This window comes from Metabacillus sp. RB-C-LZQ-3-1, assembly GCF_058315175.1.
The window spans coordinates 363899-378894 of record NZ_JBZFLI010000001.1 but is presented as its reverse complement, the minus strand read 5'-3'; the positions used below and the strand labels follow the sequence as shown (position 1 = coordinate 378894).

General features: G+C 35.4%; 20 protein-coding genes and 1 riboswitch. Of the genes, 5 read left to right on the top strand and 15 right to left on the bottom strand.

The window, feature by feature from the left end; genetic code table 11:
• Positions 1–9: 9 nt before the first annotated feature.
• Both AC4GZ8_RS02085 and AC4GZ8_RS02080 read right to left on the bottom strand, forming a co-directional pair.
• Positions 10–1050, bottom strand: coding sequence for a flavin-containing monooxygenase (locus AC4GZ8_RS02085; RefSeq protein ID WP_491080408.1), 1041 nt, complete (start codon positions 1048–1050; stop codon positions 10–12).
• A 241-nt stretch (positions 1051–1291) separates the two neighbouring features.
• Entirely contained in the window at positions 1292–1822 is a 531-nt protein-coding gene (locus tag AC4GZ8_RS02080; protein WP_491080141.1) for a hypothetical protein, read from the bottom strand.
• Between the two features lie 210 nt (positions 1823–2032).
• Between AC4GZ8_RS02080 and AC4GZ8_RS02075 the strand changes: the two genes are divergently transcribed.
• Entirely contained in the window at positions 2033–2146 is a 114-nt protein-coding gene (locus AC4GZ8_RS02075) for a biofilm-forming protein (RefSeq protein ID WP_491080140.1), read from the top strand.
• Between the two features lie 56 nt (positions 2147–2202).
• On the opposite strand, the gene AC4GZ8_RS02070 is transcribed toward AC4GZ8_RS02075, so the two are convergent.
• From AC4GZ8_RS02070 to AC4GZ8_RS02060, 3 genes are all read right to left on the bottom strand, one after another.
• The gene (locus AC4GZ8_RS02070) at positions 2203–3261 is read right to left on the bottom strand and encodes an LLM class flavin-dependent oxidoreductase (protein ID WP_491080139.1); all 1059 of its coding nucleotides are present in this window, start codon (positions 3259–3261) and stop codon (positions 2203–2205) included.
• 156 nt (positions 3262–3417) lie between these two features.
• Positions 3418–3852 carry an SRPBCC family protein gene (locus AC4GZ8_RS02065; protein ID WP_491080138.1) on the bottom strand — a complete coding sequence of 145 codons (435 nt, stop codon included), beginning with the start codon at positions 3850–3852 and terminating at the stop codon, positions 3418–3420.
• Positions 3853–3877: 25 nt separating this feature from the next.
• Positions 3878–4657 carry an SRPBCC domain-containing protein gene (locus tag AC4GZ8_RS02060; RefSeq protein WP_491080137.1) on the bottom strand — a complete coding sequence of 260 codons (780 nt, stop codon included), beginning with the start codon at positions 4655–4657 and terminating at the stop codon, positions 3878–3880.
• A 627-nt stretch (positions 4658–5284) separates the two neighbouring features.
• Between AC4GZ8_RS02060 and AC4GZ8_RS02055 the strand changes: the two genes are divergently transcribed.
• Positions 5285–5458: a hypothetical protein gene (locus tag AC4GZ8_RS02055; RefSeq protein WP_491080136.1), complete on the top strand. Its 174-nt coding sequence runs from the start codon at positions 5285–5287 to the stop codon at positions 5456–5458.
• A 31-nt stretch (positions 5459–5489) separates the two neighbouring features.
• On the opposite strand, the gene AC4GZ8_RS02050 is transcribed toward AC4GZ8_RS02055, so the two are convergent.
• On the bottom strand, positions 5490–6491 hold the full coding sequence (locus tag AC4GZ8_RS02050; RefSeq protein ID WP_491080135.1) for an LLM class flavin-dependent oxidoreductase: 1002 nt from the start codon (positions 6489–6491) through the stop codon (positions 5490–5492).
• A 166-nt stretch (positions 6492–6657) separates the two neighbouring features.
• Positions 6658–7857, bottom strand: coding sequence for a phosphoglycerate dehydrogenase (locus tag AC4GZ8_RS02045; protein WP_491080134.1), 1200 nt, complete (start codon positions 7855–7857; stop codon positions 6658–6660).
• 133 nt (positions 7858–7990) lie between these two features.
• Positions 7991–8069, bottom strand: a riboswitch (ZMP/ZTP riboswitch).
• A 459-nt stretch (positions 8070–8528) separates the two neighbouring features.
• On the opposite strand from AC4GZ8_RS02045, the gene AC4GZ8_RS02040 reads away from it, so the two are divergent.
• Complete coding sequence (locus AC4GZ8_RS02040) at positions 8529–9257, top strand: DsbA family oxidoreductase (RefSeq protein ID WP_491080133.1); 729 nt, start codon at positions 8529–8531, stop codon at positions 9255–9257.
• Between the two features lie 115 nt (positions 9258–9372).
• On the opposite strand, the gene AC4GZ8_RS02035 is transcribed toward AC4GZ8_RS02040, so the two are convergent.
• Positions 9373–10479, bottom strand: a complete 1107-nt coding sequence (locus AC4GZ8_RS02035; RefSeq protein WP_491080132.1) for an HD-GYP domain-containing protein — start codon at positions 10477–10479, stop codon at positions 9373–9375.
• A gap of 336 nt (positions 10480–10815) precedes the next feature.
• On the opposite strand from AC4GZ8_RS02035, the gene AC4GZ8_RS02030 reads away from it, so the two are divergent.
• Positions 10816–11040 (top strand): HPr family phosphocarrier protein, encoded by a 225-nt coding sequence (locus AC4GZ8_RS02030; protein ID WP_491080131.1) that lies wholly within the window; start codon positions 10816–10818, stop codon positions 11038–11040.
• 70 nt (positions 11041–11110) lie between these two features.
• Here the strand turns inward: AC4GZ8_RS02030 and AC4GZ8_RS02025 are convergent, their stop codons facing one another.
• The 6 genes from AC4GZ8_RS02025 to AC4GZ8_RS02000 all read right to left on the bottom strand — a co-directional run bounded on the left by AC4GZ8_RS02025 (position 11111) and on the right by AC4GZ8_RS02000 (position 14075).
• Positions 11111–11278, bottom strand: a complete 168-nt coding sequence (locus tag AC4GZ8_RS02025; protein WP_491080130.1) for a hypothetical protein — start codon at positions 11276–11278, stop codon at positions 11111–11113.
• Between the two features lie 61 nt (positions 11279–11339).
• Entirely contained in the window at positions 11340–12203 is an 864-nt protein-coding gene (locus AC4GZ8_RS02020) for a manganese catalase (RefSeq protein ID WP_491080129.1), read from the bottom strand.
• Positions 12204–12347: 144 nt separating this feature from the next.
• A complete protein-coding gene (locus AC4GZ8_RS02015) occupies positions 12348–12797 on the bottom strand; it encodes a hypothetical protein (protein WP_491080128.1) in 450 nt (149 codons plus the stop codon).
• A 186-nt stretch (positions 12798–12983) separates the two neighbouring features.
• On the bottom strand, positions 12984–13196 hold the full coding sequence (locus tag AC4GZ8_RS02010) for a YozQ family protein (RefSeq protein ID WP_491080127.1): 213 nt from the start codon (positions 13194–13196) through the stop codon (positions 12984–12986).
• Between the two features lie 369 nt (positions 13197–13565).
• The gene (locus tag AC4GZ8_RS02005) at positions 13566–13859 is read right to left on the bottom strand and encodes a spore coat protein (RefSeq protein WP_491080126.1); all 294 of its coding nucleotides are present in this window, start codon (positions 13857–13859) and stop codon (positions 13566–13568) included.
• Between the two features lie 12 nt (positions 13860–13871).
• Entirely contained in the window at positions 13872–14075 is a 204-nt protein-coding gene (locus AC4GZ8_RS02000) for a hypothetical protein (protein WP_491080125.1), read from the bottom strand.
• A gap of 142 nt (positions 14076–14217) precedes the next feature.
• Between AC4GZ8_RS02000 and AC4GZ8_RS01995 the strand changes: the two genes are divergently transcribed.
• Positions 14218–14661, top strand: coding sequence for a YndM family protein (locus AC4GZ8_RS01995; RefSeq protein ID WP_491080124.1), 444 nt, complete (start codon positions 14218–14220; stop codon positions 14659–14661).
• Positions 14662–14701: 40 nt separating this feature from the next.
• Here the strand turns inward: AC4GZ8_RS01995 and AC4GZ8_RS01990 are convergent, their stop codons facing one another.
• Positions 14702–14899, bottom strand: coding sequence for a spore germination protein (locus AC4GZ8_RS01990; RefSeq protein WP_491080123.1), 198 nt, complete (start codon positions 14897–14899; stop codon positions 14702–14704).
• Positions 14900–14996: the final 97 nt, after the last annotated feature.

Sequence of the window (14996 nt, the reverse complement as noted above, 5' to 3'; positions counted from 1 at the left end):
CACTACTAATTATGAATGGTTGTTTATTTTTCCAACAATATACTCTGCATCAGATCCAACCCCTTGTAGTAAGGCAGAGCCACGGCGATATTGCCATGATAGACCGATAAAATACAACCCCTTGGTGTTTGTGACACCTCGCTTATGGATGACATTTCCATCCTTATTCAATACACCATCTATTTTCAACCAAGGAAAAACCGCTTTAAAACCTGTAGCCCAGATAATATTGCGAACTTCCAGTGTTGTTAAGTCTTCAAAAACAACTTGGTGTTTGTTCCCATCAATTACACGTTTTTTAATCGTGATTTCCCCTTGTCTTATGGCCTCTTTTAATTCAAAACCAAATATAGGGTCACCTCTTTTTTGAATGAGTTTCCCAATCAAAGATTTGTTTGTTACTTTTAAGATTCCTATTTTATCAAACCACCAGAATATGCTTTTATTTCCAAGGATTAAAGGGAGAAAACTTAATTTTTTACTAACAGCTAAAAAGGTCTCTCTTTCCTTTGATAATTCAACTGCTATTTGTGTACCGCTATTTCCTCCTCCTACTACGAGGACATTTCCATTGCCCAATTGATTGGGATTTCTATAATCTGATGAGTGAAATTGGTTTATGCTTTTTGATAACTTTGCTGATAGTTTTGGGATCGTTGGTGTTTGAAATGGACCAGTTGCTACAACAAGATTTTTAGCGACATATTCATTTGTTTGTGTTCTTACTAAAAAATGTCTGTTCATTTTTGTTACGTTCACCACTTCAGTTTGAAATTGAATGGGTATATCATATGTTTCTGCATAATTTTTTAAGTAAGTTACGACTTCATCCTTTGTCGGAAAGCCTTGTGGTTCTCCGTCAAAATTTATACCAGGTAATGAACTATACATGCGAGGGGTAAATAAAACCAATGAATCGTACCTTTCTTTCCAACTCTCTCCTACTTCATCGCCCTTTTCTAAAATGATAAAGTGTTGATACGTTTTCTTTAGATAATATCCAACAGCAAGTCCAGCTTGGCCCGCTCCTATTATGATTGTATCGTACAGTTAAAACACCTCCTAAATATGAATATATGTCCATATAAACATTTTATTTTAAAAAATTGGAACTTACAACCATTTTAAGAGGAATGAACTCACTCTAATTTTGTCGAATTTTATCTAATCGTAAATAAATTTTGAAAATCGAAAATATATCGTCAAAATCATTAAATATTTTTTGAAAATTGTTAATAAGAAGCAAGAATCGAAAATAAGTGTGCGCGACGCTCATTTTTACCCGCTAATTTTAGGCATTTCTCTTAATTTTCGAAAACCCTGTCATCATAAAACATGTGAAAAAGGCAACTGTTGTTACAAACGCAGCAAAAAATAAGCCAATAAACCTCATAAATGTATCTTCACCAGGATAATGAGGCTCTAAAGTCATGATCATATAGACAAAAACTATAGTTACTAAAAAGTAAAAACTACTTCCCACAGCACCCAGTTTTAATCGATTTCTTTTCGTTCCATTCCAAGCTTTATTGATTACAATCCAGACATAGAGACTTGCAATTACAGCCAAAGCCATGATACCCAAGTGAATATATGGAATCATCAAATACATAAGCAAATACAATAGTGCAATTGTTAGAAAAAACAAACCTGCATTTATTCCAAATAAACTCAATCCTGCTAACCAATGATTTTGAAACCACTTTCCTTTTACTAATCTTTTTACAAGCGGATTTCTTTCACCAAAAACATTCCATATTTGATTTTTAAAGATCATCATTATGATGATGGCAATTATTCCGAAAAATAATAATGTTGTCATATTTTCTCCCCTCATTTTCCATATCAATTTTTTTCACTACCATCAGTTTAAGTTAATATTTATTGTTTTTCAATAAATTTTAACTGACTTACAACAAAAAATCCTTTTGTAATTTATTTTCTATAACCGTATAATCTTTTCAAAAATTACCATAATAATGAAAGCAAACATGAATTTTATTTCGATACTTTGAAAGGTGGTGTCTCCTAAGTGAAAAAAGGAATTCAAAATTCAAGTATTGAGCAACAAAGAAATGATCATGAAACAGAATCAGCTTTTAAAGCTGAAAATGAAAAACAAAAAAATAAAGGAACTAGAAAATAAATAATCGTTCTACATAAAAAAGCACTTCGTTACGAAGTGCTTTTTTGCTAGGATTGTTATTTCTCTCCACCTTGAGCTTCCCACTGGGCGATTTCTTCACGAACTCTTGGTGCTACTTCTTTTCCTAATAACTCAATTGCTCCCATCACATCATCATGTGGCATTGATCCTACAGGTACATGGAGCATAAACCGAGTTATGCCTACGTTCTTGCGAAGGTGGATAATTTTCTCTGCAACTGTGTCAGGGTCTCCTACATATAGTGCACCTTCTAGGCTTCTTGCAGCATCAAAGCTTGCTCTGTCATAGTGACCCCACCCGCGTTCTCTTCCTAGTTTATTCATCACTTGTTGTGTGGAAGGGAAAAATTTATCCGCTGCCACTTCAGTTGTTTCTGCAATAAAGCCGTGTGAGTGGGATGCAACAGATAGTTTTGAGATGTCATGGCCTGCATGTGCGACAGCCTTTTTATATAATTGAACTAGCGGCTCAAATTGAAGGGGACTTCCTCCAATAATTGCCAACACTAATGGCAAGCCAAGGATTCCGGCACGAACTACTGATTCAGAGTTTCCTCCGCTTCCAATCCATACTGGAAGCGGATCTTGAACGGGTCTAGGATACACTCCCCTGTTCTGAATTGCTGGCCTGTGACCACCTCTCCAAGTTACTTTCTCAGAATCTCTGATTTTTAAAAGAAGTTCGAGCTTTTCTTCAAATAATTCATTATAGTCTTTTAAGTCATAGCCAAACAATGGGAATGATTCAATAAATGAGCCGCGCCCTGCCATAATTTCAGCCCGACCGTTGGAAATTCCGTCGAGTGTTGCAAAGTCTTGAAATACTCTAACAGGATCTGCTGAGGAAAGAACTGTTACAGCACTTGTTAATCGAATGTTTTTCGTTTGCGGGGCAGCCGCCGCTAAGATGATCGCAGGATTTGATGCTGCAAAATCTTCCCGATGATGCTCACCGACACCAAAAACATCTAATCCTACTTGGTCAGCTAAAATGATTTCCTCAACAACTTCCCGAATTCGTTGCGCATGACTTATAACTTTACCGGTTTTTACATCCGGTGTTGTTTCAACAAATGTACTAATGCCGATCTCCATACGTTTTCCTCCTTACACTAATAGTTACTATGTATATCAATTAGGTATTTATGACTACATGATAACACTTACTTCATTCTATTATTTTTTCTAAATTCTTTGTAGTAAAATGACTCATAGGAACATCCCTAAAGAAATGGATGTTCCTATGAGTCGCTATGTTTCAAGAATTTCTTTTATTTTCTTTAAGTCTTTATTATTTGCTTTTTTCATCATCATTGACATAAAAGGAGTAAAAAGCTTAGAAAAACCACTAGGAATTCCTTTATTCCGTAAGATCATCCTCGTCCGATTTTTGTCTAATTCTTCCCATGTATACGTGGTTTCCATTGGAAATGGCCCAGTTGCTGTTTTCATCACTAATTTTTTTCCTGGTTCGTACTCCACAATTTCGTACACATACGCTAGTTCTCTTCCTAGAAAGTTCGCTTTAAAGGCAATTTGACTTCCAATTGTAAGAGGTTTTGGTGTTTTCCACTCTGCAGAATGAATATTCACATACCATTTTGGTGCATGAGCTGGATTTGCGGCATAGTTTGAAACAACATCAATAGGTTGATTGATTTCTATATCTGTTACTACATCTACCATCTTGAATTCCTCCGGCTTATGTCTATTATTTTTTTTCTACGTAATTTTTCAATAATGTTCCAAGGAGATATTCCCAACCATTCTTATGGTCTTCCTCCCAATTTTCACGGATGACTCCTGATGCAGTATGTGAAAGCTGAAGTAGTGTTCCTCCATCTTTTTCAAGTAGTCTATAGGTATATGCACTGTTTACGGCTCCTTGCATTCCTAAATGACCTTGTACACGTATTTCCTCTGGCGCATTTACAAAGTAAACTGTCCCCCAAACTGCACCAGAATTCTCTCCCCATCTTTCCATAAATTGACCTCCTGGAGTAGGGTCGAACGTAAAATGAGATTGAACTTGTTTTGGGGCTAAGCGAAATTCCCACCAATCCTCAACTTTTTTTGTAAGTGCATCAAACACTTCTTCACGAGTTCCTTCAATAAATATTTCTTGTTCAATTTGAAAATCCTTATTCACATCTGTCATATTCTGTACGTCTCCTTTTTGTTCTACGATTGACCGTAGATTTATTAGTGAATTTGCTGTTGATTGCATATACTTTCCGACCCAACGATTATACATTTCTTGAAGGGGGACAGCGTTTAAATAATTTAGTTTATATTTGCCTTTACGTCGTGTAAGAATCAATTTTCCTTCTTCTAAAATCGTTAAATGCTTCATAATCGCATATCTTGTAACTTCTGGAAACGATTCATTTAATTCACCTGTTGTTTTAGGTGATTGTTTAAGAATATCAAGTATTTGCCTGCGAATCGGGTGTCCCAACGCTTTAAAAACACTGGAAAGTTCTTCTTCCATTTCCCTCTCCTATCGTCAGATTTATTTGTGTCACATGTTACCTTTTAGTCACATATTTGTTATGTGACCTTATGGTAACATGATGGGCCAGATTGGTCAAGTATGCTCCTGTGCAATAAGCTTTAAAGCTTCAACACCCAAGTTCATGTTTAAGCCATCGTTTCATACAACTATTTTGTAATCTCACATTATTTGCTCTTAAGTGTAAAATGATATTCAGTAAACATTAAAAACTTACAGATATCTAGATTGCTTTGCCATTTAATTACGACCTTCTTATTGCTTTTTGTTTTTCCAGTATTAGCCTTAACCATCAATCGCTTTTGCAAAAACAGGAAGATAAGAGTTGCTAGGGTAAGGAAAATACAAAATGTCACGATCAAAAGACCCTCATTCCAAAGGCAGTTTAAATGATTGTTCCACCTAATGGTCTAAAATGACTCTTACTTGTAAATTAGAAGTCATGTATCCCTCTCCTCAAGCCTAATTATGCAACAAATTAAAAATCGACCGTTATCACATACATCCCAAGCGATATCCTATTCCTACCAAAAAAAGCGTAAAAAACTGTTACCAGTTTACACGCTTTTTTCATACTATAAGTTATTACGAGTAAAGGAGTTAGCGATGCGATATACAATCGTAACAGGCCTTCACCCTGGTTACAATGGCTACGGTTATGCTCATTATTATTTTCCTGGCCATACACACCCGGCAACGATTCCAGGCCTATGGCAAGTACCATATATGACACCAGGTACTCATGGTTTTCATCATGTTTATTTTTTCCGATATTTATAAAGCAAACCTTGAAATAGGTTTGCTTTACTTGTTATTTCCCATCAACAACTTCCTTTAATATTTCATATGAGCGTTTTTGTTTTTCAGGATCGAAAATATATGATACAGCCATGATTTCGTCTACATTGTATTTTTCTTGAAAACTTGTTAGTTGTTCTTTAATTGAATCCTTTGAACCTAATAGTGTGACACTCGACATTGAAAGTGCCATTTCTCTTTCATGTGGCTGCCAAATATTTTCCATGGTTTCTACTGGCGGTTGCAACGGATTTTGTGTACCTCTCACCACATTTAGGAAAAATTGCTGCATCGTCGTTTGCTCTCTTCTTGCTTCTTCATCACTCTCTGCTGCAATAACATTTAAGCAAACCATCATATATGGTTTGTCTAAGTATTCAGATGGTTGGAAACGACTACGGTAAATAGAAATGGCCTCTTCCATATATCTTGGTGCAAAATGTGAAGCAAACACATATGGTAAGCCCAGTTTTGCTGCTAAATAAGCTGAATCTGTTGACGAACCAAGAATATAAATTGGGATGTCCGTTCCAACTCCAGGATATGCCTTAACATAATCTTGTTTTTCTAAAGGTCCAAAATATGTGAGCAATGCATTCACATCATAAGGAAATGTATAGACTGAATCATTTTGTGATCTTCTTAAGGCACTAGCTGTCATCATATCTGTGCCAGGTGCTCGACCAAGGCCTAAGTCCAATCGATTAGGATAGATAGTTGCCATTGTTCCGAATTGTTCTGCTACAACTAATGGTGAATGATTCGGCAGCATAATTCCGCCTGATCCAACGCGAATTTTTTCTGTATGTTCTAATGTATGTTTAATTAAAATGGAAGTCGCTGAACTTACCAATGTTGATGTATTATGATGCTCAGCAATCCAATAACGAGAATAACCCATCGCTTCTGTTGCCTGAGCTAAATCAACCATTGATTCGACCGCAGCTTTGCTATCCTGACCTTCACGAATAGGAACTAAATTTAAGACTGAAACAGGAATTTGTATATTTGACATTTCTACTTTCCTTTCTTCATTAAGTTACGATTCTATAGTAACAATTTAAACTTCAGAAACAAACTTATATGCTTAGCCTTCTCTGTAACAGGAATTCAATTCTTTTTTAGGAAACAGAAAAAGACTGCTGTTTTATCAACAGCAGTCTTTTAAACAATCAGATATATTAAATTAAACGAGTTGTTACAATTCCTTCAATTTTTGTAATTTGTTCTTCAAGTTGAGGAATAATATCGCCGTTTACTTCGTTGTCGATGTCGATCATCGTGTAAGCATAATCCCCACGGCTTCTGTTCACCATGTCTGCGATATTTAAATTATAGCTAGAGATCGCCTGTGTGATTTGGCCAACCATGTTTGGAACATTTTTATGGAATGTCGCAACACGGCGCTTACCAGTGTATGGTAGTGACGCATTTGGGAAATTTACAGAGTTTTTAATATTTCCAGTCTCTAAAAAATCCTTCACTTGACGAGCAGCCATAATTGCACAGTTTTCTTCAGATTCCTTCGTTGAAGCACCTAAGTGTGGAATCGGAACGACATTTTTCATTTTCAACACATTTTCATTTGGAAAATCTGTTACATATTTTCCTACTTTCCCACTCTCAAGAGCTGCTTTCATGTCCTCTTCATTTACTAACTCTCCACGAGAGAAGTTTAAAATGTGAACACCCGTTTTCATAATCGCGAATGTTTCTTCATTGAACATGCCTTTTGTATCTGGAGTTAATGGAACGTGAACTGTAATGTAATCAGAGTTTGCAAATAATTGCTCAAGACTCATTGCACGTTGTACTTTACGAGATAAATTCCAAGCAGTATCAACGGAAATGAATGGGTCAAAACCAATTACGTCCATGTCTAACCCTAGTGCATCGTTTGCGACAAGTGCACCGATTGCACCTAAACCGATAACACCAAGTGTTTTCCCTTTGATCTCTTTTCCGACAAATTGTTTCTTTCCTGCTTCTACAAGCTTCGGAATTTGATCTCCTTCATCTTCTAATGATTTTGTCCATGCAACACCAGCGAATAGGTTACGAGAAGAAGCCATAAGTGTAGTTAAAACCATTTCTTTAACAGCATTTGCATTTGCACCTGGTGTATTAAAAACGACAATTCCTTGCTCTGTGCATTTATCAACAGGAATATTATTTACTCCCGCACCAGCACGAGCAATAGCTTTTAAATTGTTTGCAAATTCCATTGAGTGCATATTATAGCTACGTAAAACAATCGCATCAGGATTTTCACTATCATTGTCAATCGCATAGTTGCCTTTGCTAAAAACGTTTAAACCAACTTCGGCAATATTGTTTAAGGTTTTAATTGTTTTTACTTTTTCTAATGTTGTTGTACTCATTGAACTCTCCTCTTTTCGGGTGTTTTTAAAATTTTATGAATATTTTTATTTTAATAGGATAATGGAATTATATCATAAATCGACATAAACATCCTACCTATTAAACAGAAAAAGGCAAGGGATTTATCTCCCTTACCTTTGCCCAGGCGAACGGCTTCGACACTATGTGCTCCCTCACGGTAATCCGTGTTTCGCCAGTTACACATAGCCTTTTGAATTACCTATATCATACCATATTTCAAATGAACTGCAACCCTAATTTGAAGAATATTCTTATTTTATTGATTTTAATAGTTAATTAAACGTTTGTTTAAATTCTGTTAGCATTTCATTGTTCTGGAACATTAAATATGCCATAAAGGTTGAAACATTTCCTGGGTAAGCGCAGAAGTTGACTTTTTTCACGAAATAAGTGTCGATTAAAGTCTGACTTCACAATCTTTGTTGCTTTATAAAAGTGTTCTAAACAGGTGATTTCCACTACAGGAGGTACCCAGGTGCCTATAATGAGCACCCACAGGAGTCTTGCATATTCGTTCCAATAAACATGCCACAGAGTATTTCAAAGATCCTTCATTTCCAAGCCATAGATGATACATAAGTTCAACTATTTGCATCGTTCATGACCATATTGCTAAAATAGCTTCATTAAAACATAGAGGTGACCTAAAATGAAAATTGAAATTTGGTCTGATTTTGTCTGTCCATTTTGTTATATTGGAAAACGAAGATTAGAGGCAGCACTTGAACATTTCCCACATAAGGATCAAGTAGAAATAGAATATAAAAGTTTTGAATTAGACCCACATGCACCAACACATTCTGAACAAAGCATATATGAAGCATTAGCAGCAAAATACGGTACTACTGCAGAACAAATGAAGCAAATGAACAAAGGCATAATCGAACAAGCAGCTGAACTTGGGTTAGCTTTTGATTATGAAAATATGAAGCCGACAAACACGTTTCATGCTCATCGATTAGCAAAGTATGCTAAAACAATCGGAAATGATAAAGAAATAACAGAAAATCTATTATCAGCGTACTTTACGAAATCTAAAAATGTTGGTGATATCCACACACTAGCTGTTATTGCTGAAGAATCAGGAATTGATAGAGAAAAAGCAGTAGAAGTTTTATCAAACGAAGCGGATTATGAACAAGAGGTACGAAATGATCAAAGACAAGCACAGCAATATGGTATTCAAGGTGTGCCTTTCTTTCTAATCAATCAAAAATATGCGATTTCAGGTGCCCAGTCACCCGAAACATTCTCAGGTGCACTTAAAAAGGTTTGGGAAGAGGAGCATCAAAAACCAGTGTTTGAAGATCTAACAACTTCGGTTCAAGATGTTTGCACTGATGATGGATGCATTATACCTCCTAATGATGAAAAGTAACCATCTAAAATACTAAGAATGACTTTTACCTTCTCTAAGTCATTCTTTTTATATTTTTTAAAACAAAAAATGACTTATAAGCTTACTTTTCATAAGTTTATAAGTCATTTTCCCATTATAACAATGCATCTGCCTCTACAATTTCCAAAGTCAAGTTCCCATGCTCTGATAAGTCAATTTCATATGGAGAAATGTCTTGGCCTTCTTCATCTTTAATGATTCGAATAATCGGCCTTCCTACTGAATGGAAATGATACTTCGTAACAATTCCTGCTCTTCCATCATTTAATTTAACTGTAAGTCCTTGCGGGTAGATCGCAATACAATTTTTAAACAGCCTTAATTGCTTTGTGTCAAATTGTGTTCCACTACCTGAATAAAGTAATTCCATTCCTTGATGGGGCAACATAGCTGATCGATAAACTCTATGACTTGTTACAGCATCAAAAACATCAGCTACACTTAAAATTTTCGCATAAGGGTGAATTTTGTCTCCCTTGATTCCCCTTGGATAACCTTTCCCATCGATTCTTTCATGATGCTGCAAGGCACAATGTGCAACAACCAATGGTATTTCATGTACCTTTCGAAGAATATCAAACCCCAATTCTGAATGTGCCTTCATATGCAGGAATTCTTCTTCATTAAGTTTTCCTCGTTTATTTAATATTTCTGGAGGCACAAAAATCTTGCCTATATCATGTAATAATGCACCTAAACCGATTTCCTCGATCTGTTTAGCAGGCAAACCATTTTTTATCGCAAGCTGACATGAATAGATCGTGACATGTAAACTATGTGTATAAACATGATTTTCGTGTATCTTTGTTGTGGCAAGTAAATTAAGGACAGTAGGATTGTCTATTAAGGATGTCATAATATCTTTAAAGATGTTTCGAAAAGTTCGTACTGTTTTATCTGTCTCAATCATTGCTTGGAGTGTAGGTTTTGTTCCGTTTAATTCTGCAATTGTTTCTAACCCTTCTGTAATGACATTTGTTGCTTCATTTAAAAGTTCTGCTGGTATTGATTCAACAATGTCAATTCCCTCCGAGGCTTTATCTTCTATGTAAACTGTATAAATATTTAAGTTTTTCAATCTTTTAATAAAACTCTCAGTGAGTTCCGTACCCTTAGTTAAAAGAATTTTTCCTTTTTCACTGTATATAGATCTGCCTAATTTAATTCCGGATTGACAGTGATCTAATTTCACTAAACGCATTTTCTTTCCCCTGTCTCTTCTATATTTCCGTAAATAAGTGACTTAAAAAAATGCGTTCACGGCATTGTGTTGCATTTTTGAATACTCTAATGTATCGTTAAAAAGGTATGTGAGAAAAATGTCTCTTACTGTCGATTATAGTCAACATCAGGATGAATTTCAATGAAATATCCACCTTAGAAAAGTTGGAATAATAATATCATTTGGTCCATTGACAACGGAGGTTGATCAACAGGTACATTTTGGTAGACTCATATTTTTAACATTAAAAATACCTAATTTTTCTTGCAATTTAGAATTATTAAATTATAATTCTAAAAGGAGGAGGTTGATGACATGGTCATTCATTTTAAATTATCCGATAAAGATCAAATACCAAAATTAAACAAAATTGCGTCAAAATATCCTTTCGACATATGGATTCATAGTGACGATCGAAAATATGACGCAACTTCTATCCTTTCATTATATACCCTACCATTTAAAAAAGACTTGAAGTTAGTAGTTGAAGAAGGTGTTAACTCTACAGATTTGCTTGAAGATATGAAAGATTTTCGATAATACGAAATTTTGGCTGAATCATTTACATATGAAAACTTGCTCCCCGTCGAATTTCAATATGGTGGAGCAATTACATTTTTTTAGCACGACTAGGTACTTTTTTTGAATTTTTTTGTTTATCAGCTAAAGTTGATGTTATTACTGATTCTAACCCAAAACCGGTTGTACTGATTTCTAGATGTTCTTCTTTTCTATTTCCATTTAGACTTAAATTTCTACCTAAATGATCTTTCTCCATCTCAATTCTCCTTTCTAATTGTGAACAGCCCTATTTAAGGAGGCTGTCCACATTTTTATCATTATTTTAGTGGTTCCATTTTCCCTAGTCCTTGTTTTATTCTTAACTCCTTAGGGTTTGTCCCATGTAAAGAGGCAGGACCTGGATTCAAAGTTGGCTTTTGTCCCATTGCTACAGGATTTTGGACATACTCGAAGTTTGCTTGTCCATCTAAACTTGATCCATTTGCCCAGCTACCTTCGCTACTTTCCTCGCCTTGCGAGAAGTTCATAAATGAATAAGATACTTCTTGCTTTTCATATTCTTGATTAAAATTACTTGGGACGATTGAACCTTGTGTTTGCTCGATTTCCTCAATCGCTGCCATCCATTGGTTTTGATGCATTGTATCACGGGCAATTAAGAACGAAAGCATGTCTCTAACTCCAGGATCTGTTGTCATTTCATATAGGCGACATACTTGCAACCTGCCTTGAGATTCCGCATTTAAATTTGCTCGAAAATCTGCTAATAAATTTCCACTTGCAATCGTGTAACGGGCAGTCCAAGGATAACCAACACTATCGTTAGGCTGGGCTCCAAGACCATTAACTATCGCATGTTGGGGGTTCATTCCACCTAAAACAGCTTCAATAACTGGATCCTTCGCCGCTTCCTCCTGGTCTTGAACAGGTGCGCCATCTAATAATTGAGCAATCATTGTGGCAAGCATTTCAACATGGGCCATTTCCTCTGTTCCAATGTCTAAAAGCATATCTCGATATTTCCCTTCTGCTCGACAATTCCATCCTTGAAACAGATATTGCATCATAACAGATATTTCACCAAACTGACCACCAAGGACCTCTTGCAGTTTTTTTGCATAGACAGGATCTGGTTCACTTGGTTTTGCATTGTATTGCAATTCCTTTACATGATAAAACATCATATTCTCCCCTTTCCCTTTTACATGATCTTCTCTACTAGTATGAGAAAGCATGTCTAGGTTATAGGAACCAAATGCCACCATTTATTAACTGTTCGATCAATCTGCCAATTACAATTACAAAAGCATGAATTGAAAAAGTGTTTAATTCCTACTTTTTAATATTTTTTTCACAATCCATCCAACAATAATACCAGGAATGACACACATCATAGGAAACCAAATGGTGCCGAAAATATTCCCAATTTCTCCACTTGTAGAATAGATAAGGCCAATTGTCACTGCCCAAGCACTTGTAACAAATGGAATGTAGGAAAACTTCTCTCTCCCACCGCCAGCATCTTTATACGCATCCCATATTGAAAAAAAATATACACAAGGATAGAACAAAAGCCATTGAAAGTTCGTTTGTCTAATCGCCTCTTGTATATCCCCATAAAAACTATGAATAATGACCGTATTAAAATTTCCGTTTATATTGATAACAAACTCCAGTACGATTAAAATTATTCCTTTTGCATATTTCTTATTTAAGAACTGGCCGAAACCTGGGAATGCAATACTCCATAATAAGACTTCCTTTGGTTGGCGCAAACTTTCATTACCTTCTCTCATAAAATTTCAATGAATACTTCCCGGGATCTTCATCAGATAGAGGTTCGCATCCATATACCTATTTATATTATACCCTTTATTTTTGTAAAATATTTACAAAAATAATCAGAACACAAATAAATAAGGTTCAGAACAAATTTCGTTCTGAACCTCTTTCTACATTTTTTACTGATTTTTGTAGCCCTCTCTTTTCACTTGAACATCTTCACCATCAACATCATCAATTACAGCGTTTACTTCGCCTTCCATATACGCATCTGATACTTGCTCATGTGTTGTTGCTAACCCTGAAGATAATGTATCATTTGCTTGGTAATCTTCCACCTCATACATTTTTCCAGCAACTTTAGCTGATTCATTGTTTTGATTTTTTTTCATGTTCACACCCCTTTTTATTCAAACATCTTGAATAACATGAATTCTTTCTCATTATGTCCAAAGGTGATAAAACCATGTATGGCTAGCACCCATTTCTTAAATAGGCCATACACTATAGAAGATAAAAAGAGAGGAGTGTCAATGTGTTTTTTCATCCTTATACCTTTTTAAGGTCTCTAACATCTTTTTGGAGTTTTCCTGCCTATTCTTCATTTGCTACGTATCAGGAAGAATCCTATTATAACGGATATCACCCAACAAATTTTTCCGAAGATCATTCAGTTCAAATCGGATCTTCATCTTGTCCAATTGCTTACTACTGAGGTTCATCAAAAAAGAGTAGATATCTACTCTTTCTTTCATGTTTTCTCAAAATTGGTGATCTGGATGTAAATTATTTTGCATATATTCCTGCACCTTCACCATTTGTTCTGTTGTTGCCAACTCTGTTTTGTACCAGCCTTTTTCATCCATTATTTCATAAAGACGATAATGATTGTTTTTTGCCTTTTCAAGACAATCTGTGTATATATTTCGGAGTTCCTTATGAGATGCCTCTAACATCGTACTGCTGATGCTTTTACACCTTCCCTTTTCTAATTCCAAACAAAGCTGTACCATTTCTCGGTCTGTTAATCCGCGTCCTTCCATATTGTTTGGCATGTTCCCACTCCTTTATTGAATCATTTTTGATTGGTTAAAGTATTGTGATAAAGCAGCTACGTTTAATTGATGTTGTTCAGCCATTTGTTCTAACTCTTCTTTTAAAGCTTGATCATCACAAAGAGAAGCACACCAGTTGATTGTTTTACCTAATATTTCTTCCGCTCTAATTTCATCTTCTATAAAGGAAAGTTCTTTCATTGTAAGCTGTTTCAAATGCCTCACCTCCAAAAATTCCACCCTTTTCTAAACTAGTATTGATTACTGTAATGGCTTTTATCCAATTGGATACAATTTCTTACATAAGATTTTTGCAGGGAGTAAATAGTAATAATGAAAAAGTGAGGGGGAATAATAGATGAATCATATTCAAGCCTTTCTGATAAAAGCAGTTGCGACCTTCTTAATGTTAATGTTGATTTTAGGTTTATTTTTTCAATACTCGATTGGGGATGTATTTGTCTTAACGTTAATCATTGGCGTTGTTTCTTATCTTCTTGGTGACCTTATTTTATTACCAAGAACAACGAACATAACAGCGACTATTTCTGATTTTGCAATCGCCATGCTTATTACTTGGTTTTACTTAGCAAACATTACCTTATCAACGACAAATGTATTTTTAGCGTCATTGGTATCAGCTATCGGTATTGCTTTATTCGAGATGTTTTTCCATCGATATTTATTGAATCATACTCTTCATGAAAAAGAAGATTTAGGAAGAATAGGTAACTTACGATATCATGCAGAAATATCAGAAGAAATCATACCAGATCGAAAAAAATTTAGAGATGATGAGTAAATAGTAAAAAATAAGAAGGCACATTATCAAAAGTGCCTTCTTATTTTTCAGTATATTGGCTTGAACTATTCGTTATGCTTTTCCCGTTTATCACCACTTGAAAGTCTCCGGTTCCTCCGCCTCCCGAACCTGAAGTGGACCTTTCAACACTTTTAGGAGATATGGAATTCGAATCACCGAAATTTACAATCCCGCCGCTAACACTTTCTATCGTTACATTTTTAATGAAACATGGCATTATTTTTCTCCTTTACAGTAAGACCTTGTTTCATACTATGTATGGAATGTCCTTTGTTGTGGACACGTCCCTAAAAATTTTAATAATGGCCTGTTAT

Bases quoted from the DNA above. Each gene is read 5' to 3' on its own strand.
- AC4GZ8_RS02080 (WP_491080141.1), bottom strand. From the start codon at position 1,822: ATGACAACATTATTATTTTTCGGAATAATTGCCATCATCATAATGATG.
- AC4GZ8_RS02070 (WP_491080139.1), bottom strand. From the start codon at position 3,261: ATGGAGATCGGCATTAGTACATTTGTTGAAACAACACCGGATGTAAAA.
- AC4GZ8_RS02065 (WP_491080138.1), bottom strand. From the start codon at position 3,852: ATGGTAGATGTAGTAACAGATATAGAAATCAATCAACCTATTGATGTT.
- AC4GZ8_RS02060 (WP_491080137.1), bottom strand. From the start codon at position 4,657: ATGGAAGAAGAACTTTCCAGTGTTTTTAAAGCGTTGGGACACCCGATT.
- AC4GZ8_RS02055 (WP_491080136.1), top strand. From the start codon at position 5,285: ATGCGATATACAATCGTAACAGGCCTTCACCCTGGTTACAATGGCTAC.
- AC4GZ8_RS02050 (WP_491080135.1), bottom strand. From the start codon at position 6,491: ATGTCAAATATACAAATTCCTGTTTCAGTCTTAAATTTAGTTCCTATT.
- AC4GZ8_RS02045 (WP_491080134.1), bottom strand. From the start codon at position 7,857: ATGAGTACAACAACATTAGAAAAAGTAAAAACAATTAAAACCTTAAAC.
- AC4GZ8_RS02040 (WP_491080133.1), top strand. From the start codon at position 8,529: ATGAAAATTGAAATTTGGTCTGATTTTGTCTGTCCATTTTGTTATATT.
- AC4GZ8_RS02035 (WP_491080132.1), bottom strand. From the start codon at position 10,479: ATGCGTTTAGTGAAATTAGATCACTGTCAATCCGGAATTAAATTAGGC.
- AC4GZ8_RS02030 (WP_491080131.1), top strand. From the start codon at position 10,816: ATGGTCATTCATTTTAAATTATCCGATAAAGATCAAATACCAAAATTA.
- AC4GZ8_RS02025 (WP_491080130.1), bottom strand. From the start codon at position 11,278: ATGGAGAAAGATCATTTAGGTAGAAATTTAAGTCTAAATGGAAATAGA.
- AC4GZ8_RS02020 (WP_491080129.1), bottom strand. From the start codon at position 12,203: ATGTTTTATCATGTAAAGGAATTGCAATACAATGCAAAACCAAGTGAA.
- AC4GZ8_RS02010 (WP_491080127.1), bottom strand. From the start codon at position 13,196: ATGAAAAAAAATCAAAACAATGAATCAGCTAAAGTTGCTGGAAAAATG.
- AC4GZ8_RS02005 (WP_491080126.1), bottom strand. From the start codon at position 13,859: ATGCCAAACAATATGGAAGGACGCGGATTAACAGACCGAGAAATGGTA.
- AC4GZ8_RS01995 (WP_491080124.1), top strand. From the start codon at position 14,218: ATGAATCATATTCAAGCCTTTCTGATAAAAGCAGTTGCGACCTTCTTA.
- AC4GZ8_RS01990 (WP_491080123.1), bottom strand. From the start codon at position 14,899: ATGCCATGTTTCATTAAAAATGTAACGATAGAAAGTGTTAGCGGCGGG.